Source organism: Lysinibacillus sp. NPDC094403, from assembly GCF_050278745.1.
Classification (GTDB): domain Bacteria; phylum Bacillota; class Bacilli; order Bacillales_A; family Planococcaceae; genus Lysinibacillus.
In genome coordinates this window covers 36322-56672 of record NZ_JBNNTL010000015.1, presented here as the reverse complement: position 1 = coordinate 56672, position 20351 = coordinate 36322, and the positions used below count along the sequence as shown (strand labels likewise).

Sequence of the window (20351 nt, the reverse complement as noted above, 5' to 3'; positions counted from 1 at the left end):
TGTTTTTAAATGAGATAAAGTGCTCGTTGTTTGAACGAATAATCGGTGTAGTATAACCTCACTGATGAAAGTTTTGCTTTATCTGTATTGTCTGCATGAAATGAATGTCTTTTCATGCTATTATGGTAAAGGTTATGCACTAAATTATGAGGTGAAAAATAGAATGTGCGGATTTATAGGCTATATTAATGGAACAAATGTGATCAATCATCATCAAACGATTGAAAATATGATGAATACAATTATTCACCGTGGACCAGACAGCGGTGGGATTCACAGTGATGATAAAGTAACGTTAGGATTCCGTCGATTAAGCATTATCGACTTATCAGACGTGGCAAATCAGCCGTTGTACAGTGCGGATGGGAACATCGTTCTTGTATTTAATGGAGAGATCTTTAACTTCCAAGAGCTACGTGCGGATTTGGTTGCAAAAGGTCACAACTTTAAAACGCAGTCTGATAGTGAAGTTATTATTTATGGTTATGTTGAATACGGAGTAGAATTTGTCAAAAAACTTCGCGGAATGTTCGCATTCTGTATTTGGGATAAAAAGAATGATTTACAATTCATCGCTCGTGATGGCTTTGGTATTAAGCCACTGTATTACACAGAAAACACAACAGATGGTACTTTTATTTTCGGTTCAGAAATTAAATCATTTTTACCACATCCATCATTTATTAAAGAATTAAATAAAAATGCGCTACGTCCTTATTTAACGTTCCAATATTCTTCAATGGATGAAACTTTCTTTAAAGGTGTGTACAAATTACCACCAGCACACTATATGCTTATTAAAAATGGACAAAAGCAAATTGTGCAGTATTGGGATAAAAAATTCCATGCAAAAGAAGCTCCAATTGAAAAATATGTTGACGACATTCGTACAACAGTAAGAGAATCTGTAGATGCACATCAAATAAGTGATGTAAAGGTTGGTTCTTTCCTATCAGGTGGTATTGATTCAAGTTATATTACTGCATTATTACGCCCTGATAAATCCTTCTCTGTTGGTTTCTCTGACTACGAGGATATGTTTAATGAAACAAATTTAGCAAAAGATTTATCTGATACATTAGATATTCAAAATGAGCGTAAATATATTTCGGCAGATGAGTGTTTTGAAGCATTACCAAAAATTCAGTGGCATATGGACGAGCCACAATCAAACCCATCTTCTGTACCACTTTACTTCCTTTCTGAATTAGCATCGAAGGATGTAACAGTAGTACTTTCAGGTGAAGGTGCAGATGAAATTTTTGGTGGCTACTCATGGTACCAAAATTCTGGCAAAATGCAAAAATATGAAAAAGTTCCATTTGGTATCCGTAAAGCGTTACGTGGTATAGCAGAGGCGTTACCTAAAAATCAATATACGCACTTCCTTGTTAAAGGTGGTCAAACAGTGGAAGAACGCTTCATTGGGGAAGCGGTTGTATGGGACGAAGAAGATGCATTAAATGTATTGAAGCCAGACTATAAAAATGGTCCATCTGTAAAATCGATTACAAAACGTATTTACGATGAAGTTCCAGGTGACGATGATGTTACTAAAATGCAGTATCTTGATCTAAATCTTTGGATGCCAGGCGATATTTTATTAAAAGCAGATAAAATGAGTATGGCTCATTCTATTGAATTACGTGTACCATTTTTAGATAAAGAAGTGATGGAATTAGCGAAAAATATTCCGTCAAAATATCGTGTAAATGACATTGATACGAAATATGTTCTTCGTCAAGCTGCGCATCAGGAATTACCTGAAGAATGGGCAAAACGTCCAAAGCTTGGCTTCCCAGTGCCAATTCGTCACTGGCTTCGTGAAGAAAAGTACTATAAAATGGTAAAAGAAATGTTTACAACTGATTTTGCCAATGAATTCTTTGATACAAAACAATTAGTAGGCTATCTAGATGAGCACTATGAAGGAAATGCGAATCGTGGACGTTATATTTGGACAGCTTATGTGTTCTTAGTATGGTATAAACAATTTTTCGTAGATATGTAATAGAGAAGTAGCTTTAATCGGTGGGGGTTTTCTTAATCTCCACCGATTATTTTGAGCTTTCTACTTTCTATGTGGTGGATACAACCGCAATTTTTTTATTGCGCTGTGTTTTTCTAGAACTTTTTCGTGTGTTTATGCGTCTGTTTACCTATAAATATGTTAAGATTACAGTTGGTTTACTTATTTAATATTTTTGCTAGGATGTGCTTTCTTGTTGTTTTGCTGATTTTTGTTGGTTGTAGTACTGTAGTTTTAACAGTGAAAGAAAGCTTTTTTATATGGCAGCGTTTGCAAGTTATTGTGAAACATCTTTAAAAAGTGCTCGGGTGCAGAAAGTGCTGCTCAAGAAGTAGTCCTGTCTGCTTCATTCAAAGAACCTAGTGTACTGAAGAAAGCGCCGTTAACAGCAAATATTTCATAAGTGGTAAGAAAATGAAAATATTGATTTTACGATGAATGGATGGGTACGATGTCCAATTTAATGAAAGGTACTGCGATATTAACAATGGGAATGTTTTTATCGAAGGTGCTCGGATTAATTTATATTTTTCCGTTTTATGCGATTGTGGGTGAGGAAAATGTTGCCCTCTATCAATATGCATATATTCCCTACTCGATTATGCTAGCAGTAGCCATCTCGGGTGCGCCAATTGCTGTATCTAAATTTGTTTCTAAATACAATGCAATGGGTGATTACCAATCAGGCCGCAAGCTTTTGAAATCAGGCATACTTATTATGTTGTGTACTGGGTTAGCGGCGTTTATTGTTCTCTTTCTATCAGCTACATCGATAGCGGGTCTTGTTATAAAAAGTGATGAACAGGCCTTTACGGTAGAGCAAATTGCCTCAGTTATTCGCTGGATTAGCTTTGCGTTAATTGTAGTACCATTTATGAGCCTCTGGCGTGGATTTTTCCAAGGCTATGACAAAATGGAGCCTACAGCTGTTTCTCAGTTAGTGGAGCAAATTGTTCGTATTGTTGTGTTATTGGGTGGTTCATTCTTAGTTGTGGTAGTTTTCAAAGGAAAACCAGAAACAGCTCTTTCCTTTGCAGTATTTGCTGCCTTTATTGGGGCAATTGGTGGGTTGCTGGTACTTTATTATTATTGGAAAAAATATCAACCTGAATTTGATTTACTGCGTAGTCAAAGTGTTACGTCTACACAGCTACCAATGTCCAACATATATAAAGAAGTAATTACGTATTCGATTCCAATGGTATTTGTAGGTGTAGCTAATCCGTTATTTCAATTAGTAGATATGCTAACATTTAATGGAGCTATGATATCTATAGGCTTAGCGGAAGTAACGGATAAGTATTTATCGATGATTAACTTTACAACACAAAAGGTTGTCATTATCCCAGTAATGCTAGCTACAGGTTTTTCTTCGGCGCTAGTACCGACGATTACAAAATATTTTACGCAAGGTGAATATGTATCGTTACGAAATGCAATGGATAAGACCTATCAAATATTGATTTTTATTACATTGCCAGCAGTAGTTGGGATTTCGTTGTTATCAAATGAAATATACTTTATGCTCTATACTGAAAGCGAAATGGGGGCTATGATTTTAGCCCATTATGCTCCTATTGCTATTTTATTTGCATTATTCCAAGTCACAGCAGCTCTTTTACAGGGTATTGATTTCCAAAAGTGGATTGTCTTAAGCTTGTTATCTGGGATTTTAGTCAAGCTAGCGATTAACATTCCTTTAATTCGTTGGATGGAGGCAGATGGCGCACTTCTTGCCACAGCTATTGGCTATAGTGTTTCAATTATCATTAATATGCTTGTGCTACGAAAAACACTGAACTACAGATCAGAAATGGTTGTTCGTCGAGTTATGCTCATTTCTCTTTTGACAGCAGCAATGGCGGTAAGTGTACTAATTGTTCATTCACTTTTAGAGTTATTAATGGGACCAGTAAGTGGCAAATTCTCTGCATTAGTTTATTCTGTTATTTGTGCTGGAGTAGGTGTAGCGGTATATGGCTATTTGTCTTTACGCCTAGGCTTAGCACAAAAACTTCTTGGTGAACGATTGACAAGAATTACGAACAAACTGGGATTAAAATAGGAGGTACTAATGCGATTAGATAAATTACTGTCGAATATGGGTTACGGGTCACGCAAGGAAGTTAAGCAGCTTTTAAAGCAAAAAGCGGTGACAGTGGATGGTGCATATGCGAAGGATGCAGCATTACAAGTTGACCCTGAAAAGCAGGAAGTCTCCGTATTTGGTGAACGAGTTATTTATACAGAATTTGTTTACTTTATGATGAATAAGCCTTCTGGAGTTATTTCTGCTACGGAAGATTTACGAGATGAAACTGTCATCGATTTACTAGAGACTTCAGATCAACATTTTCAGCCTTTCCCAGTTGGTCGCCTAGATAAAGATACGGAAGGATTATTGCTAATAACAAATGATGGCATGCTAGCACATAATTTATTGTCTCCTAAAAAACATGTGCCGAAGGTTTATTATGCACAAATAGAAGGAATTGTGACTGAGGAAGACTGTGAGAAATTTGCTCAAGGTGTTGAACTAGACGATGGTTATGTAACAAAACCAGGAGAGCTCATCATATTAAAATCTGCTCAGCAATCAGAAATTGAGTTAACAATCCAAGAAGGTAAGTTTCATCAGGTGAAGCGTATGTTTGAGGCTGTTGGTAAACGTGTAACGTATTTAAAACGCCTATCGATGGGTAGCTTAAAGCTAGATGATAGTCTAGAATTAGGTGAATATCGAGAATTAACCGATGAAGAGCTAGCCAGCTTACAAAATAGGGATTAAAGAATTCCTCGATGCTAACAGCGATTAGTATCGAGGTATTTTTTATATACATACTTATGCCGGTAACTGTATAATTGATATAACTTTTGATTTACTCTATGGTACTAATAAATCTCTAAATGTTTCAGAAAAAATGATGGTGAAAATAAGTAGAGGACAAGTTAATGAAAAACCTAAGAATTAAATTATTCATATCTTTAATTGCCTTTGCATTAATACTCGTTGCTGTAATTTTTTATTTCAATAGGCAAATACTGGTGGCTGATATAGAAAAACAAGAAGTCTTAAATAGGACATTAATTGAAAATCATATTCTAACAGATATGCAAACTGTAGATAATGCACATTTTTATTTTGATCAAAATATTTCTGACAAAATGGAAGAGGTTCTACGGAAACTAATTACATACTATAAAGAAAACCCATATATAGCAAAGTGGGATTTGCAGAAAATAAAAAACGAGCATGGAATGGATGTATACATACTCGATCAATCAAATACTGTCCTTTATACAACATTTGAAAAGGATAAAGGTTTGAACTTTTCTCAATGTTGCCAACGTTTTTCTACTTTACTTGACGAACGCCGAGCAAGTGGGGAATACTACAATGATGGTATAGATATTTCAACAACTACTGGGGGATATCGGAAATTTGGCTATTTGGCAACACCTGATAAGAAATATTTATTTGAGGTGGGTATTGACTTACTTGAGGATCCTGTATTTCAAACCTTTAATTTCGGAAAGACTGCTGACTATCTAATTGATAAATATGCTGATTTGTTAGAAGTACAAACGATAAATGCGGGGGGAGTTTTCTTTGATTCTAAATCTCGTGAAATAACCGTAAATGATCAATCGAAAATATTTCAAGAGCATTTTAAGCTAGCAAAAAAAACGATGAAACCAACGGAATATCAAAGGGAATTGAAAAATGGCTATATCGAAACGTATCGTTTTTTACCATATGTAGCGGAAACTATTCGGGGAGAATCCTCTAAAAGAGTTGTATTTGTGAAATATGGGAATTTTACAGAAATAAGGGCGCTAGCTAAAAATATAAAGCAGTTTCGAATATTGCTTTATATTGCCTTAGTAACTTCTTTCATCATGCTATTAGTCATCAATAAACTTCTTTCCAAAACAATTCATCTTGCAACATACGATCCATTAACAAATGTTTATAATCGTGCTACCTATATTAGAAAAATGGACAAGTTATTAGGAAAAAGAAAGACAAATCGACCTGGTTTATTGCTGTTAGACTTAGATAATTTTAAACAAGTCAATGATCGGTTTGGACATGTTGAAGGTGATAAGATCCTGATTGAAACAGCAAGAATCTTAAAACAAGAAGTAGGGAAAAAAGGCTTTGTTGTAAGATTTGGTGGGGATGAATTTGCAATTGTTTTATATGATACGAAGGATGAATATATGGAAGAATTAGCAGATTCTATTTTGGATAAAATTCGTCACTTGAAGTATGAGGATAAAGCCTCTATTGATAGATGGTCTGTACTGTCAGTCAGTATGGGTGGTGCCGTTTGCATTCAATCAGATGTGTCTGAAAGATACTTATTTGAGCGTGCAGATAAGGCATTATATCAATCAAAAAATGCTGGTAAAGACCAATATTCCAGTTATGAAGAGATTACTACTGATGAAGAAAGCGAAAATCACTTAAAATAAGGCTGAGATTGTACAATCAATCTTTCACTCGCTCCATTACTATTAGTGAGTCCAGGCAAGTATTTCAAATGCTTGCGATTCGCTAATAGAAATGGAGCGATTTTTTTGTCTGAAGTTTTAGTGAAAGCAAAGAAGTTAGGTGGGAGGTTTATTGCCTGTAAAAGACCGATTGGTGAAGAATAATAATCAGTGGGGGATGAAGAAAATTCCTACTAATTATTACTGTTGTGGCTTTAGTTTTGATCTATAAAATATACAACTGCATAAAACAAGAACAGCAATGACCGCATACATTGCGTCTATATAGTGTGTTAACAGCCATCCGCCAATGATTGGACCAATAAAGCCCCCTAAATTTTTAAATTGGGCTGCACCTAAATAAGTTGCCTTTTGTGTATCGGGTGCAATTTCATCGATCATAACATTCATAGTTGGAAATGCGAAAATTTCACCAATCGTGAATATAATCATAGCGATAATAAATAGTGGATAGTTATTTGAGAAACCGAATAATAATAGACCAAACGCAAAGAACAAGATCCCTACTAATAGAGTAGCTGTCGATGAAAAACGTTCTGAAAATATACTAATCGGTAATTGTAGTAATAAAACCACCGCTGCATTGAGAGAGATTAGCAGTGAATAAAGTTTAGTACCATCTTCAATTTTAAGTTCAATGATTTGTGGCAGTGTTGAATCAAATTGAGAGTAGCCAATATTTATTAAAATTGCTCCAAAAATAAAGCTTAGTAGTATACGATTCGTCAATAGTATCGTGAAGGTTTGCAGTATTTTTGTTGGTGCTGAAGGTTTTGGTTGTTGCATTTCATAGCGATTTAAAACGAAAAATAAAAATACCGCATAAATAATATACATAGTCCCTGTCAGCATGAATGGAATACTTGGGCTGGACAATTGAGAAATATAAACACCAATAATAGGGCCGATAACAGCGGCTATGTTAATGGCTGTGTAACGAAACGAAAACATTCTTTTTCGTTTGTCAGCAGGAGTAAAATCAATCATTAATGCTTGTGTCGAGGGTTCAAAGAAGGAACGACATAAACCATTTAAGGCGTTCAATGCTACAAAGAACCAAATCGTTTGTGCTGTTGCAAAGCCAAAGAACACAATGCTCCAAACAATAATAGTAAGTAAAATGACGCTTTTCCTACCAAATCGATCTGTTAAATAGCCACCAAAGAATCCTCCTACTGTGGAGATTAGCGGTGCAATACCAATCGTCAAACCTATTTGTAAGGGGGAGGCTTCAATTTCATTATGTAAGTAAATTGCTAAAAAGGGCATCGCCATAAAACTTGCAATGCGTGTGAAAATCGTTCCACCTAAAATAATCCAAACTAGTGGATGAAACAGTTTGGATAGTTTCATAGAAAGTCCTCCTTTCAAAATGTAGAATGTTTCGATTTTAACGGATTGTTAATCAATTGTAAATAGTCAAAAAACATTTGGGGTTAACGCTGAGAAAACGAATGTTATAAAAATACATGAATTCTTAGCAAAAATAGGGCTTTGCATAAATAAGGTTCATCACCATAACGTGTAGTTGATTTCCGTTCCGGCTGGGCGCTTTTATCGCTGCCGCTTCGCTTTCGCGCAGAGCAAAGCTTCCTAGGGGCGTCCGATGAGCCGCTTCGCTCGCGTTCCTCTATTGCTAATCGCCCAGCCTCCACTCCAATCAACTTATATACATGGCATCACTTTTAAAATAATGTTATCCACAACTTTTAATGATGAATACCATAAATAATGAGTATTCATAATTAGAGGGATATTCCACTAAAAGTAATCGCGATTTTTTGAGAGGAAATTTGCTTGGAAGTTTGAGAAGTTGTGGGGAATCAAAAAATAGTAGAAAACAAAAAAAGAATGACCACGACGAAAGGTCATTCTTTTCCCATACAAAATGCTTTACGTGTTACACGTAAAAACTAAGACGTCATTTTTACTTTTTTCTTCGTCGTTGTCCATTTGCCTCGACTTGGACTCATCACCAAATCGTTAAAGGCTAACACGTTCAAATCTCTTTGAACGGTGCGAGGAGTGATACTAAACTCTTCGACTAAATCCTGTGTAGACACGGTTCCTTTGTCTAAAATAAACATGTACACGTCTTTAATACGATTAAGCATTCGATCAGTAGTTGGTTTCATAAATGAACCACTCCTTCATCTTAATTCTCTTGGCAAAGACTAGCGGACGACAATATGTGCGGAGTGCACTTAGGCTAATAAGTAGCTGCCTTAGACATCCCCTTTTCTAATTTTATATTCAGAAAAATTATTCTGATAACTTCATTATATAGAAAAGCTAGTCAATTTTCTAGTGAATGCAAGGGGAATTTACAATTTAAACATAAAATTTATACTGTATTTTGTGGGAATAAGTGAAAAACGTGCTATATGTGGTATTGTTCAAAGTATGATTTTGAAAAGTTGTAAGAAAGATGATTGTAATTTATGTTGTAAAGAGTAGAATAATGTTAATACATTGAAGGAGGTACATCATATGGATTGGTTACAAGCTGCAAAGGAAAGGCAAGATGAATTAATACAAGAGCTGCAAGAGCTTGTGCAAATTAATAGTGTTCTTGATGAGAATACGATCACTACTGAAGTACCTTTTGGCGATGGTCCACTAAAGGCTCTTGAATGGTTATTAGCAAAGGGCCAAGCTGAGGGACTGCAAACGAAAAACATTGATAATTATGCAGGACATATAGAGATGGGTAAAGGTGATGATTTATTAGGTATTTTATGTCATGTTGACGTAGTACCAGTTGGTGATGAAAAAGATTGGACATACCCACCCTTTAGCGGCACTGTTGCAGATGGTAAGCTATTTGCTCGTGGCGCAATAGATGATAAAGGCCCAACAATTGCGGCATGGATGGCCATGAAACTTGTTAAAGATGCAGGCATAGAGCTTAATAAAAGAGTACGTATGATTATCGGTACGGATGAAGAAACTGGCTTCCGCTGTGTCGACCACTATTTTAAACATGAGGAAATGCCGACGATTGGATTTGCACCAGATGCAGATTTCCCGCTCATAAATGCTGAAAAAGGCATCGCAGAGCTAGTGTTCTCTCAAAATAAAACAGGCGATGCTTCGAAAGAACAGCTATTACTATTTAATGCTGGAAAGCGACCAAATATGGTACCTGATTTTGCAAAAGCAACAGTGCAGTTAGTTTCTCCACAATTCGAACAGAATTTTCACACATTTTTAAGCAAAAATCAGCTAGAAGGCTCTTTATTAATCGAGGGTTCTCGCTATATAATAACTATCAAAGGTAAGGCAGCCCATGCAATGGAGCCGGAAAAAGGTGTCAATGCAGCTGTTTATCTTACAGCATTTTTACAACAAGAGTTGACGACTGAGGCAAGTAAACAATTTGTCGACTTTACCGCAGATGTTTTTTATCAAGACCATTATGGCCACAAGCTTGATTTACAATTTGAGGACGAAATGTCTGGTAAAACTACATTAAATCCAGGTATTGTAACATATGATGTGGCTAAAGGTGGCAGCATGGTAATTAGCATGCGCTATTCTGTCACATATCCGTTTGATGAAAAAATCACGGAAGCACAACGCTTAGCTGTGGCAAAAGGATTTTCATTAGATATTCAAGATGACTCAAAGCCTCATTATGTAAGCGAGGACGATGCATTTATCCAGACTTTAGCAGATATTTATAGACGACAAACAGGAGATTATGAAACGCCTTTACTTTCTACAGGTGGCGGTACGTATGCACGTGTTATGAAAAAAGGTGTTGCATTTGGCATGCTGTTCCCGGGTGAACCTGACGTAGCGCATCGTGCGGATGAGTTTGTCGTCATTGAAAATCTCATAAAAGCAGCAGCTATTTATGCAGAAGCAATTGTTGAACTTGCGGGAAACAAATAATTTAATATGAAAAGGATGAACGAAGCATGGCATATTCATTATGGAATGATCAAATCGTTGAAGAAGGATCTATAGCAGTATCTCCAGAAGACAGAGGTTACCAATTTGGTGACGGCATTTATGAAGTAATTAAAGTTTATAACGGAAATATGTTCACAGCACAAGAACACATTGATCGTTTCTATGCGAGTGCCGAAAAAATTCGTCTTGTCATTCCTTATACTAAAGACGTATTACACAAACTATTACATGAACTTATTGAAAAAAATAATTTGGAAACGGGACATGTTTACTTCCAAATTACACGTGGTACAACTTCTCGAAATCATATTTTCCCAGATGCAAGTGTTCCAGCTGTGTTAACGGGGAATATTAAAGTTGGCGAGCGTTCATATGAAAATTTTGAAAAAGGTGTTAAAGCTACCTTTGTAGAAGATATTCGTTGGTTACGTTGTGATATTAAATCTTTAAACTTATTAGGTGCTGTACTGGCAAAACAGGAAGCATCTGAAAAAGGCTGCTATGAAGCAATTTTACATCGTGGTGACATCGTAACAGAATGTTCATCAGCAAATGTTTACGGCATTAAAGATGGTAAACTTTATACACACCCTGCAAATAATTTCATTTTAAACGGTATTACACGCCAAGTTATTCTGAAATGTGCTGAGGAAATTAATTTACCAGTTATTGAAGAACCAATGACGAAAGCTGATGTATTAACAATGGATGAGATAATTGTGTCATCTGTATCTTCTGAAGTAACACCTGTAATCGATGTTGATGGAAATAAAATTGGTGCTGGAGTTCCAGGTGAATGGACTCGTAAATTACAGCAAGCATTCGAAGCGAAATTACCGCTTTCTATTAATGTGAAATAAATGAATCTTTTAAGAGAGCTACCATAAACTTGGGAAGCTCTCTTTTTCTTTAGAACAAATTATGGATGTTTTCTCCTGAAACGTCATGTAAAATAAAAAGGATGACTACAGTTGTAGAATGATTGCTATCGGGATTTAAAGTCAACGAGCAAATGTCGATGTAATGAATGCAAATGTATATTACAAAATTAGCAAATTAGATATAGGGTAAGTAAGATTGGAGTGACCTTCACATGGCACAATTGGTGAAATTACAAGATTATATTTCACGCTATCAAATTGATTTAGCAAGATATCCAACACAATTTGTACGCTTAAAGCAAAGTCAATGGGAGCGTGTTAAGCGACAATGGGAGTTAGGAGAAGAAATTAGCGAGTGGCAACATACCGACGACGATTCTGAAAATGATTCTTTCGAAGAAAAAGAGAGGTTCTCTTTATTCAAAAAAATATTTGCAGGACGTCAGAAGGAAGAAAATGAGGACGTTGAACAAATTGAAATAACGAATGAACTAGTGAGTGATGAAGATAGCATACCAGATGAAGAAACGACTTTAACATTTGAACCCAAAATTGTCTATGCACCACAATCTATTCATGAATTAAAACGAATGTTTATCGATCAATTTTTCCATTTTCAAATGAAATGGGCAAGTTCAACACTGCGTGAAAAGTCGTATGTAGATCCTCGTTTTATGCGTGACCCATTGTTGCGGAATTTATTGCAGAAATTACCAGATAATTATTTACTTTTTTATTATCCTATTTTACAAATTAGAAAAGCACCTATAGAGCTTGACGTTGTGCTAATGTCACCGACTGAATGTATTTGTATAACAGTGCTAGATGCGGAAAATCAAGCAGTTTATGTGGGGGGCAGTGAGCGATTCTGGATAAAAAAAGTGGGAACGAAGGATTCGAAAGTACTTAATCCCATGATAAATTTAAATCGTATGGAGTCTGTATTAACTCAATTATTTAAGCAGGACAATATAAATATGCCAATTCGAAAGGTTATTTTAACTCAGAATGGCTATTTCGATTATCCAGGGTCACCTTACGGAATTCAATTTGTTGATCGTCGAAATTATGGAGAGTGGATGGAGCAATTAAGAAAAGTGTCCTCTCCTATGAAGCATATGCAAATTCGTGCTTCTCAAACGATTTTAAATAATGTACAAACAACTTCCTTTAATCGAGATATTTGGCAGCAATCTTCTCAACCAGCCGGGGATTAGTGAATGCAAGTACTATTTATTGTCAATGAAGCAGCGGGACACGGCAAAGGAAAGAAAGTGTGGCATCAACTACAACAGCAATTAACAATTAACTATGAAGTCGCCTTTACAGAATACGAGGGACATGGACAGGAACTTGCAAATAATTGGGCGCAAGATACTCAAACAAAAAAATTAATTGTTATTGTTGGCGGTGACGGCACAATACATGAGGTTGTTAGTGGTGTTGTACATAATAAATTTATAGTAATAGGTGTAGTACGTGCTGGCTCTGGAAATGATTTCGCACGATACTTTACTACATTTCAAAACGCTTCTCATATTGAAAGCTATATACAGACAGAAATGATTAACCGCCCAATGGATGTTGGTGCCATTCAGTTTGGAGATTCACAGCGAGAGATTTTTGTCAATAATGCTGGTGTGGGCTTTGATGCATTTGTCACAAAACGTATTAATAAATCCCGTTTGAAGTTTTACCTCAATAAAATAGGGCTCGGCAAGCTATCCTATGCTGTGGCTGTTGTAAGAGGGCTATTTAGCTTTGAACGCTTTGATGTAACTATCCGTGCAAACAATCAAGAATGGCAATTTCAGCAGGCATGGTTTGTTGCGATGAGCAATCAACCTTATTTCGGAGGGGGGATGAAAATTTCCCCTTCTTCGAAACCTGATGATGGACAAGCCGAAATAACAATCGTTCACGGTATTTCACGATTAAAATTGCTACTAGTTTTTGTCACGGTTTTTTTTGAAAAGCATACAAAATTTAAAGAGATTACTTTTTTACAAGGCAATCAATTTAATATTTTCGTGCACGCAAAAAACATTGATTGTCATACGGATGGTAATTATATTGGAGAAGTTAAAGATGGCACGAGGATTCATTGTACTGTGCAACGAGAGGCATGGCAGGTTATATCAAAAGGGCAGTGAAAAAATACCATTCTGCAATAATATCATGCGAATTTTATGGTAATACGTTATACTATAAAAAATCAATAATTTTACGAGAAAGAAATGAGGAAAAAAATTGAGATTAAGAAATAAGCCTTGGGCGGAGGAAATGATTACGAATCATTCAGAGGTGATTGTTCCAAATCCTGAAGACTTTAAAGGAAATTGGCAGGCTGTTTTCGGAAATGACAACCCACTACATATTGAAGTAGGTACTGGGAAAGGACAATTTGTCACAGGTATGGCCTTACAAAATCCAGATATAAATTATATTGGCATTGAGCTTTATGACAGTGTAATTGTTTGTGCATTAGAAAAAATTTTAGAGGCTAAATCTCCAGCGAATTTACGACTATTAAAAGTAAATGGCGCAGATTTAAATAAATTCTTTGAAAAAAATGATGTAGATCGTGTGTATCTGAATTTCTCAGATCCTTGGCCAAAAACGCGCCATGCTAAGCGACGTTTAACGCACGGGGATTTTTTGAAATTATATGAGTCGATTTTAGTGGATGAGGGGGAAATCCATTTTAAAACGGACAACCGTGGTTTGTTTGAGTATTCATTAATTAGTATTTCTGAATATGGTATGTTACTAAAGTATGTATCACTCGACCTACATGCGAATATGCCTGAGGATAATGTTATGACTGAATATGAGCAGAAATTTTCTGCTAAAGGACAGCCGATTTATCGTCTAGAATCGCAATTCTTTACTAAATAGGGGGAGTATGGATGGATCAGTTACAGTTTCACAATATGTCATTATCATGGCTAAACGGGGGTGTCACTTGCCTTGATGGCGGTGCTATGTTTGGCGTTGTACCAAAACCACTTTGGTCACGCAAATATCCAGTCAACGAAAAAAATCAAATCGAGCTACCAACTGAGCCGATTTTAATTCAATATGGTGGCAAAAAATATATTGTTGATACTGGCGTTGGCTTTAACAAATTAAATGAAAAACAGCTACGAAACTTTGGGGTAACTGAGGAATCAACATTAGCGGCTAGCTTACAGGAGCTAGGATTAACAACAGCCGATATTGATGCAGTATTAATGACGCATTTACATTTTGACCACGCTGGAGGTTTAACGCAATGGGAAGATGATGTACTTGTACCAACATTCCCGAATGCCAAAATCTTTGTAACAAAAATCGAATGGAACGAAATGCGTGAGCCAAATGTTCGCTCGAAAAATACGTATTGGAAAGAAAACTGGGAGCCAGTTCAGCACTTAGTAGAAACGTATGAAGGTACGTTAGAGGTAGCTCCGGGTATTGAAATGATCCATACGGGTGGACATAGTGATGGACATGCCATTATAAAATTGACTCAAAATGGCGAGGTATTATTGCATATGGCAGATATTATGCCAACACATGCACATCAAAATCCATTATGGGTTTTAGCGTATGACGATTATCCAATGGCAAGTGTTTTTGCAAAGGAACGTATAATGAAAGAAGCACTTGCGAATGGCTACGGCTTTATCTTCTACCATGATGCGTATTACCGTATGATTAAATGGGATGAAACAGGTAAAGAAATTGTAGATAAGCTAGAACGTAGTAGACAAGCTGTTATTACATTCTAATTAATAGAACGTGTGAACCTTTTGTGTTCGCACGTTTTTTTCATAGTGTTGAAAACTATTGTGTCAATAAAATTAAGGTAATTAAATAAAGTATCGCTCTTTGGCAAAACTAGGGTTTGATTTCCGTTCCGACTGGACGCTTTGTGGTTGTCGCTTCGCTTTCGCACAGAGCAGAGCTTCCTGGGGGCGTCCGATGAGCCGCTTGGGGCAACAGGATGTTGGTCACGAAGGCGTTATCACAGGACGTGATGACTTTTTATTGTTTTATGTAAACGTAAGCTATGTGATATAAATTATTGTAGTTGTATAGTAGGAACGGAAATCAACCACACGTTATGGTGAAGAGCTTATTTGTCTACACCCCATTTTTTTGACACTTTTTTCGTGAACATCTTGGAAAATATGATACACTAAAAGCTATACTAAAACACAAAAGAGAGTTGAAATTTACATGGCAACTGAGCAACCATTTTTACCAGTATTACTAGGATCAGATATGAATGCATATGGTATGGCACGTGCATTTTACGAGGCATATGGTATTAAACCACTTGTATTAGGACGTTCACATTTAACGGCAACGCAAGACAGCCATATCATAAATTTCCAAGAGATTGATCGTTTAAATGAACAGGATGTATTTGCACCTGCACTTGCAAAAGTCGCAAAAAAATATTCTGATAAAAAACTACTGTTGTTAGCTTGTGGAGATGATTATGCAAAGCTTATTATCAAAAATAAGCCGGCATTGCAGGAACATTTTACAGTACCATATATTGATGAATCACTTATGGATGAAATTTTATTAAAAGAAAATTTCTATAAAATGTGTGATAAGTACGATTTTAAATATCCAGGTACGACGACTGTAACAGCAGACAATTACGAAAACTTTACACCTCCTTTTGATTACCCAATTATTTTAAAGGCATCTAACTCGGTGGAATACTGGGCATGTAAATTCCCAGGTAAGAAGAAAGTTTTCGTTGCGAATGATGAAGCGGAAAAAACAGCTATTTTAAAAGCAATCTATAGCTCAACTTATCAGGATACAATGATTATTCAAGAATTCATTCCAGGTGATGATTCTTATATGCGTGTATTAAATGCGTATGTAGGGAAAGATGGCAAAGTGAAGCTAATGTGTCTAGGAAACCCAATCTTAGAGGAGCATTCACCTGAAGGGATTGGTAGTTATGCAGCCATTGTTACAACATACGATAAAGAAATAATGGATCAAGTACGCTCCTTCTTAGAGGATATTGGTTATACAGGCTTTGCTAACTTTGATATGAAATACGATATGCGTGACAAACAGTATAAGCTGTTTGAAATTAACTTACGTAATGGGCGCTCAAGCTATTATGTAACAGCAAGTGGTCATAATTTAATGAAGTATGTAGCTGACGACCATATGTTAAATATTGAACAAGAAGTAACTTATGTTCAGGATAAGCATTTATGGATGATCATTCCTAAAGGTGTACTATTCAAATATGCATCAAATGAAAAGCTTAAACTAGAAGCTAAAAAATTAATTCGTGAAGGGAAATATACAAACTCTCTTTACTTTAATCAAGATATGAATGCGAAACGTTGGGTAAAGTTAACGTTAAATAATTTAAATTATTATCGAAAATATAAAAAATACTTCAACAATAAAGGATTGTCTGAGTAAAACAAAGAAGCCATCTCAAATAACTGAGATGGCTTTTTCACGTTGTTAAAAAACTTTAGTGTCAATGAAATTAAGACCCTACTAAATAAAGTATGGACCTTTGGCAAAACGAGGGGTGATTTCCGTTCCGACTGAGCGCTTTGCCGCTGACGCTTCGCTTTCGCGCAGAGCTTCCTGGGGGCGTCCGATGAGCCGCTTCGCTTGAGCTCCAGGGTCTCATCTGTGACACTGATCCCCAAGGAGTCGCCAGTCTCCACTCCAATCACCATTGCACTTAGCGTGTATATTCTGACAAGGCGTTTCGATCTTCGCTCACAGGACAACAAGTAGTCAGGGACGGAAGTCCATTTCACTTATTTACAATGCCATAACATCACAAAGATTTTCTTGACCATTTTGTTTTTCAACTTGTAAAAGAAGCCATCTCAAACTGAGATGGCTTCTTTTGTAGTCTATAATTTTTGTTTGCGTATTACTGTGTAAGCTTATACTTCTTGTAATTCTACTACAACACCTGAGCGAGCGTCTGCAGCGAATTCAAATGTTTGCATTTCGCCCTCATGCATACGAGAGATACCTCCACGGTATACTGGAATAGTCATAATGCCGTTTGAGAAATTGTCTGTTTTCATAAAAATCCAAGAACCATCAATCGGTGAATCCTTTTTAAATTCTTTTTTTATGTTTTCGAGTACTTGTCCTGCAGATACATACGGAGAAACCTTTTCACTTGCTTCTTTAACAATGACTGCGGCAGCTAGGCCAGTAGCAACACCAATTAAAAAATCACGTAATTTCATGTGTTTTTCCTCCTTTTTCTATAGCTTCATTTTAACATAGCATACAGAGTGAATCCACGTTCACACTGTAGCACTTTTTAGGAAATGTATCAATATTTCCAATTTGGAAATCAATTTCGCTTTTGCGTAATTGACGCTGCCGCATCGCTTTCGCACAGATAAATACCACAGGACGTGGTGTATGAGTTACTCGTTATTCTATTTTTGCAATTTAACATTTAAAGATGAAACTACACAATCGTATTCATCTCGCTACTTATTGAATAATGGGAATCTTCAGCTCAATGAAGATAAATATGATACAATGAACAAGGAAGAATATTCTACTTCGTGGGGAGAGAGTCATCATGAATGAGGAAACATTACAATTATTTAAAACATTAACGGAATTACCAGGCGCCCCAGGTAATGAACATGCAGTACGTGCGTTCATGCGTTCTGAGTTGGAAAAGTACTCGGATGAGATCGTTCAGGATAATTTAGGGGGTATTTTCGGTGTGAAGCATAGTGAAGTTGCTGATGCACCAAAAGTGTTAGTTGCTGGTCATATGGATGAAGTGGCATTCATGGTTACTTCTATTACTGATAACGGGATGATCCGCTTTCAAACATTAGGTGGCTGGTGGAACCAGGTTATGCTAGCACAACGAGTTGAAGTATTTACCAAGAACGGTGCAATTCCTGGCGTGATTTCATCAATACCACCACATTTATTAACAGATGCTGAACGTTCTAAACCGATGGATATTAAAAATATGCTAATAGATGTTGGTGCAGACAATAAAGAAGATGCTATTGCACTTGGCGTTCGTCCAGGTCAATCAATTATCCCTGTCTGCCCATTTACACCAATGGCCAATCCGAAAAAAATTATGGCCAAGGCTTGGGATAACCGCTATGGATGTGGATTGGCAATTGAATTGATGAAAGAGGTAAAAGGTGAAAAGCTAGCCTCGCATTTATATTCAGGTGCCAATGTAATGGAAGAAGTTGGTCTGCGAGGTGCTCAAGTATCCGCAAATATGATTAAACCGGATTTATTTTTTGCTCTAGATGCTTCACCTGCAAATGATATGTCAGGAGAAAAAAATCAATTTGGTCAGCTTGGAAAAGGGACATTATTACGTATTCTTGACCGTACGATGGTTACACATAGAGGTATGCGTGAATTCATCTTAGATACTGCGGAGACGAATAATATCCCTTATCAATATTTTGTATCACAAGGTGGTACGGATGCAGGTCGTGTGCATACGGCAAATGACGGTGTTCCTAGTGCAGTAATCGGTGTTTGCTCACGCTATATTCATACATCTGCGTCAATTATTCATATTGATGACTATGCAGCTGCAAAAGCTTTAATTGTGGAACTAGTGAAGAAAGCAGATCGTTCGACATTAGCAACGATTCGCGCAAATGTGTAAGAAGTTAAAAGGTGCCTTTAAAGGCATCTTTTTCTATGTGAAGAAAGAGGGATTTGAAAATGAACATAGCTATAGGAACAACAAACAAAGCAAAAACAGAGGCAGTTAAAGTTATAGCCAGAAAATATTTTGATAAACCAAATTTCACTTACGTAAAGGCTGCTTCACATGTATCTGATCAACCGATGACCCATGAAGAAACACGAATGGGAGCAATAAATCGTTCAAAAAACGCAATCAATGAGACAGGTGCGCAATTATCTTTTGGTTTAGAGGGAGGGGTAACTGAAATTGATGGTGTTATGTACGTTTGTAACTGGGGAGCTCTTACAGTGTCAAATGGCACAACCTATACAGCTGCTGGCGCACAAATTATATTACCAGAAGAAATTGCCCGGGAAATAAGAGCTGGGCAGGAACTTGGGCCTGTAATGGAGCAATATACACAACGTCGAGATATTCGACAAGGTACGGGGGCTGTAGGTATTTTCACGCAAGGATTAGTAAGTCGTCAGATGATGTTTGAGCATATAGTCTCACTTCTTGTTGGTCAATATTTATTCACATTAGCACACGAGTAGTGTCTTTTGATTAGTTATAATGGAATAGAGAAGTTGCAACTTTGAAAAAAATTTTTTAAAATAAGAAAAAGTTAGCAATGAGAGGAAGAAAAACATGTCTTATACATCACTGAGAGCTGTAGGCTTAATATTTCTACTTTTGATGCTTACTGGCTGCAATCAATCTGTTGATGAACAAATTAAAAACGGACTTCAAATAACAAAAACTGTTTTTGCAGAAGAGCCAAAGGAACATACAGATAGTATTGGGGATGTAGAATTATACTTACCTTCAAACTTTAAAGTTGACGACAGTTCAGATGAATATAATATATTAGTAACGAAAGGGCAAGAGAGTTATATTCTTTTCATTAATGATCGCGAAGATGCAGATAGTAAACTTTATTACAATCTAATAAAAGAGGATAGTTCAAAGAACATTATCGAAGAAAATACTTATAAAAAGGATGGTGTTTTCGGCTTTGCAGCTGTTTTAAAAACCGACAATGAAAATGAATTTGAGCTTATTGTAAGTAGCGGTGGTGTAAAGATGACGACCATTTCTCAGGCGAAATATATTAAAGATAATTTACACGAGATGACGAAAATCGTTCATTCGGTTAAGATTAAATAATTGGATAGTTTTGAACAGAACGGTTCACAAACATGTGAGCCGTTTTCTCTTCTTACAACTTCTTTCAGTAATGTTTTATGTAACGTAAGTGAAACGGCAGTTAAAATGTTTTATGTTGCGAAAGCAAAGCGTTAGC

Annotated in this window: 18 protein-coding genes; 15 read left to right on the top strand and 3 right to left on the bottom strand. The window is 36.4% G+C overall.

From position 1 onward, the window contains the following. Positions 1-163: 163 nt before the first annotated feature. The 4 genes from asnB to ACQKMV_RS18615 all read left to right on the top strand — a co-directional run bounded on the left by asnB (position 164) and on the right by ACQKMV_RS18615 (position 6508). Positions 164-2011: an asparagine synthase (glutamine-hydrolyzing) gene (asnB, locus tag ACQKMV_RS18630; RefSeq protein WP_427505744.1), complete on the top strand. Its 1848-nt coding sequence runs from the start codon at positions 164-166 to the stop codon at positions 2009-2011. 469 nt (positions 2012-2480) lie between these two features. After that, positions 2481-4094 (top strand): putative polysaccharide biosynthesis protein, encoded by a 1614-nt coding sequence (locus tag ACQKMV_RS18625; RefSeq protein ID WP_427505742.1) that lies wholly within the window; start codon positions 2481-2483, stop codon positions 4092-4094. Positions 4095-4103: 9 nt separating this feature from the next. Continuing rightward, positions 4104-4817 carry a pseudouridine synthase gene (locus ACQKMV_RS18620; protein ID WP_427505740.1) on the top strand — a complete coding sequence of 238 codons (714 nt, stop codon included), beginning with the start codon at positions 4104-4106 and terminating at the stop codon, positions 4815-4817. A 164-nt stretch (positions 4818-4981) separates the two neighbouring features. After that, positions 4982-6508 carry a GGDEF domain-containing protein gene (locus ACQKMV_RS18615; RefSeq protein ID WP_427505739.1) on the top strand — a complete coding sequence of 509 codons (1527 nt, stop codon included), beginning with the start codon at positions 4982-4984 and terminating at the stop codon, positions 6506-6508. Between the two features lie 219 nt (positions 6509-6727). Here ACQKMV_RS18615 and ACQKMV_RS18610 read toward each other — a convergent pair whose 3' ends face one another. Both ACQKMV_RS18610 and ACQKMV_RS18605 read right to left on the bottom strand, forming a co-directional pair. Then, positions 6728-7900 (bottom strand): MDR family MFS transporter, encoded by a 1173-nt coding sequence (locus ACQKMV_RS18610; RefSeq protein WP_427505737.1) that lies wholly within the window; start codon positions 7898-7900, stop codon positions 6728-6730. 560 nt (positions 7901-8460) lie between these two features. Beyond that, positions 8461-8682 carry a DeoR family transcriptional regulator gene (locus tag ACQKMV_RS18605; protein WP_036118795.1) on the bottom strand — a complete coding sequence of 74 codons (222 nt, stop codon included), beginning with the start codon at positions 8680-8682 and terminating at the stop codon, positions 8461-8463. A gap of 355 nt (positions 8683-9037) precedes the next feature. Between ACQKMV_RS18605 and pepV the strand changes: the two genes are divergently transcribed. The 7 genes from pepV to ACQKMV_RS18570 all read left to right on the top strand — a co-directional run bounded on the left by pepV (position 9038) and on the right by ACQKMV_RS18570 (position 16797). Continuing rightward, the gene (gene pepV, locus ACQKMV_RS18600) at positions 9038-10444 is read left to right on the top strand and encodes a dipeptidase PepV (protein WP_427505735.1); all 1407 of its coding nucleotides are present in this window, start codon (positions 9038-9040) and stop codon (positions 10442-10444) included. Between the two features lie 26 nt (positions 10445-10470). Then, positions 10471-11325, top strand: a complete 855-nt coding sequence (gene dat / locus ACQKMV_RS18595; RefSeq protein ID WP_427425554.1) for a D-amino-acid transaminase — start codon at positions 10471-10473, stop codon at positions 11323-11325. Positions 11326-11558: 233 nt separating this feature from the next. Next, the gene (locus ACQKMV_RS18590) at positions 11559-12563 is read left to right on the top strand and encodes a nuclease-related domain-containing protein (protein ID WP_427505733.1); all 1005 of its coding nucleotides are present in this window, start codon (positions 11559-11561) and stop codon (positions 12561-12563) included. Positions 12564-12566: 3 nt separating this feature from the next. Further along, the gene (locus ACQKMV_RS18585; protein ID WP_427505732.1) at positions 12567-13499 is read left to right on the top strand and encodes a diacylglycerol/lipid kinase family protein; all 933 of its coding nucleotides are present in this window, start codon (positions 12567-12569) and stop codon (positions 13497-13499) included. A 97-nt stretch (positions 13500-13596) separates the two neighbouring features. Next, complete coding sequence (trmB, locus tag ACQKMV_RS18580; protein WP_427505730.1) at positions 13597-14244, top strand: tRNA (guanosine(46)-N7)-methyltransferase TrmB; 648 nt, start codon at positions 13597-13599, stop codon at positions 14242-14244. An 11-nt stretch (positions 14245-14255) separates the two neighbouring features. After that, positions 14256-15119 carry a YtnP family quorum-quenching lactonase gene (locus ACQKMV_RS18575; RefSeq protein ID WP_427505728.1) on the top strand — a complete coding sequence of 288 codons (864 nt, stop codon included), beginning with the start codon at positions 14256-14258 and terminating at the stop codon, positions 15117-15119. 451 nt (positions 15120-15570) lie between these two features. Then, positions 15571-16797 carry an ATP-grasp domain-containing protein gene (locus ACQKMV_RS18570; protein WP_427505727.1) on the top strand — a complete coding sequence of 409 codons (1227 nt, stop codon included), beginning with the start codon at positions 15571-15573 and terminating at the stop codon, positions 16795-16797. Positions 16798-17282: 485 nt separating this feature from the next. Here ACQKMV_RS18570 and ACQKMV_RS18565 read toward each other — a convergent pair whose 3' ends face one another. After that, positions 17283-17597 carry a hypothetical protein gene (locus tag ACQKMV_RS18565; protein WP_427505726.1) on the bottom strand — a complete coding sequence of 105 codons (315 nt, stop codon included), beginning with the start codon at positions 17595-17597 and terminating at the stop codon, positions 17283-17285. 181 nt (positions 17598-17778) lie between these two features. Between ACQKMV_RS18565 and ACQKMV_RS18560 the strand changes: the two genes are divergently transcribed. The 4 genes from ACQKMV_RS18560 to ACQKMV_RS18545 all read left to right on the top strand — a co-directional run bounded on the left by ACQKMV_RS18560 (position 17779) and on the right by ACQKMV_RS18545 (position 20215). Continuing rightward, positions 17779-17952, top strand: a complete 174-nt coding sequence (locus ACQKMV_RS18560) for a hypothetical protein (protein ID WP_427505724.1) — start codon at positions 17779-17781, stop codon at positions 17950-17952. Beyond that, the gene (locus ACQKMV_RS18555; RefSeq protein ID WP_427425548.1) at positions 17945-19021 is read left to right on the top strand and encodes a M42 family metallopeptidase; all 1077 of its coding nucleotides are present in this window, start codon (positions 17945-17947) and stop codon (positions 19019-19021) included. Before ACQKMV_RS18560 ends, ACQKMV_RS18555 begins: the two co-directional genes overlap by 8 nt. 59 nt (positions 19022-19080) lie before the next feature. Continuing rightward, positions 19081-19602 carry a DUF84 family protein gene (locus ACQKMV_RS18550; protein WP_427505723.1) on the top strand — a complete coding sequence of 174 codons (522 nt, stop codon included), beginning with the start codon at positions 19081-19083 and terminating at the stop codon, positions 19600-19602. A 94-nt stretch (positions 19603-19696) separates the two neighbouring features. Then, positions 19697-20215 carry a hypothetical protein gene (locus ACQKMV_RS18545; protein WP_427505721.1) on the top strand — a complete coding sequence of 173 codons (519 nt, stop codon included), beginning with the start codon at positions 19697-19699 and terminating at the stop codon, positions 20213-20215. Positions 20216-20351: the final 136 nt, after the last annotated feature.

Bases quoted from the DNA above. Each gene is read 5' to 3' on its own strand.
- ACQKMV_RS18615 (WP_427505739.1), top strand. From the start codon at position 4,982: ATGAAAAACCTAAGAATTAAATTATTCATATCTTTAATTGCCTTTGCA.
- ACQKMV_RS18620 (WP_427505740.1), top strand. From the start codon at position 4,104: ATGCGATTAGATAAATTACTGTCGAATATGGGTTACGGGTCACGCAAG.
- ACQKMV_RS18545 (WP_427505721.1), top strand. From the start codon at position 19,697: ATGTCTTATACATCACTGAGAGCTGTAGGCTTAATATTTCTACTTTTG.
- pepV (WP_427505735.1), top strand. From the start codon at position 9,038: ATGGATTGGTTACAAGCTGCAAAGGAAAGGCAAGATGAATTAATACAA.
- ACQKMV_RS18555 (WP_427425548.1), top strand. From the start codon at position 17,945: ATGAATGAGGAAACATTACAATTATTTAAAACATTAACGGAATTACCA.
- ACQKMV_RS18550 (WP_427505723.1), top strand. From the start codon at position 19,081: ATGAACATAGCTATAGGAACAACAAACAAAGCAAAAACAGAGGCAGTT.
- ACQKMV_RS18590 (WP_427505733.1), top strand. From the start codon at position 11,559: ATGGCACAATTGGTGAAATTACAAGATTATATTTCACGCTATCAAATT.
- ACQKMV_RS18575 (WP_427505728.1), top strand. From the start codon at position 14,256: ATGGATCAGTTACAGTTTCACAATATGTCATTATCATGGCTAAACGGG.
- ACQKMV_RS18570 (WP_427505727.1), top strand. From the start codon at position 15,571: ATGGCAACTGAGCAACCATTTTTACCAGTATTACTAGGATCAGATATG.
- ACQKMV_RS18565 (WP_427505726.1), bottom strand. From the start codon at position 17,597: ATGAAATTACGTGATTTTTTAATTGGTGTTGCTACTGGCCTAGCTGCC.
- dat (WP_427425554.1), top strand. From the start codon at position 10,471: ATGGCATATTCATTATGGAATGATCAAATCGTTGAAGAAGGATCTATA.
- ACQKMV_RS18605 (WP_036118795.1), bottom strand. From the start codon at position 8,682: ATGAAACCAACTACTGATCGAATGCTTAATCGTATTAAAGACGTGTAC.
- ACQKMV_RS18585 (WP_427505732.1), top strand. From the start codon at position 12,567: ATGCAAGTACTATTTATTGTCAATGAAGCAGCGGGACACGGCAAAGGA.
- asnB (WP_427505744.1), top strand. From the start codon at position 164: ATGTGCGGATTTATAGGCTATATTAATGGAACAAATGTGATCAATCAT.
- ACQKMV_RS18625 (WP_427505742.1), top strand. From the start codon at position 2,481: ATGTCCAATTTAATGAAAGGTACTGCGATATTAACAATGGGAATGTTT.
- ACQKMV_RS18560 (WP_427505724.1), top strand. From the start codon at position 17,779: ATGAGTTACTCGTTATTCTATTTTTGCAATTTAACATTTAAAGATGAA.
- ACQKMV_RS18610 (WP_427505737.1), bottom strand. From the start codon at position 7,900: ATGAAACTATCCAAACTGTTTCATCCACTAGTTTGGATTATTTTAGGT.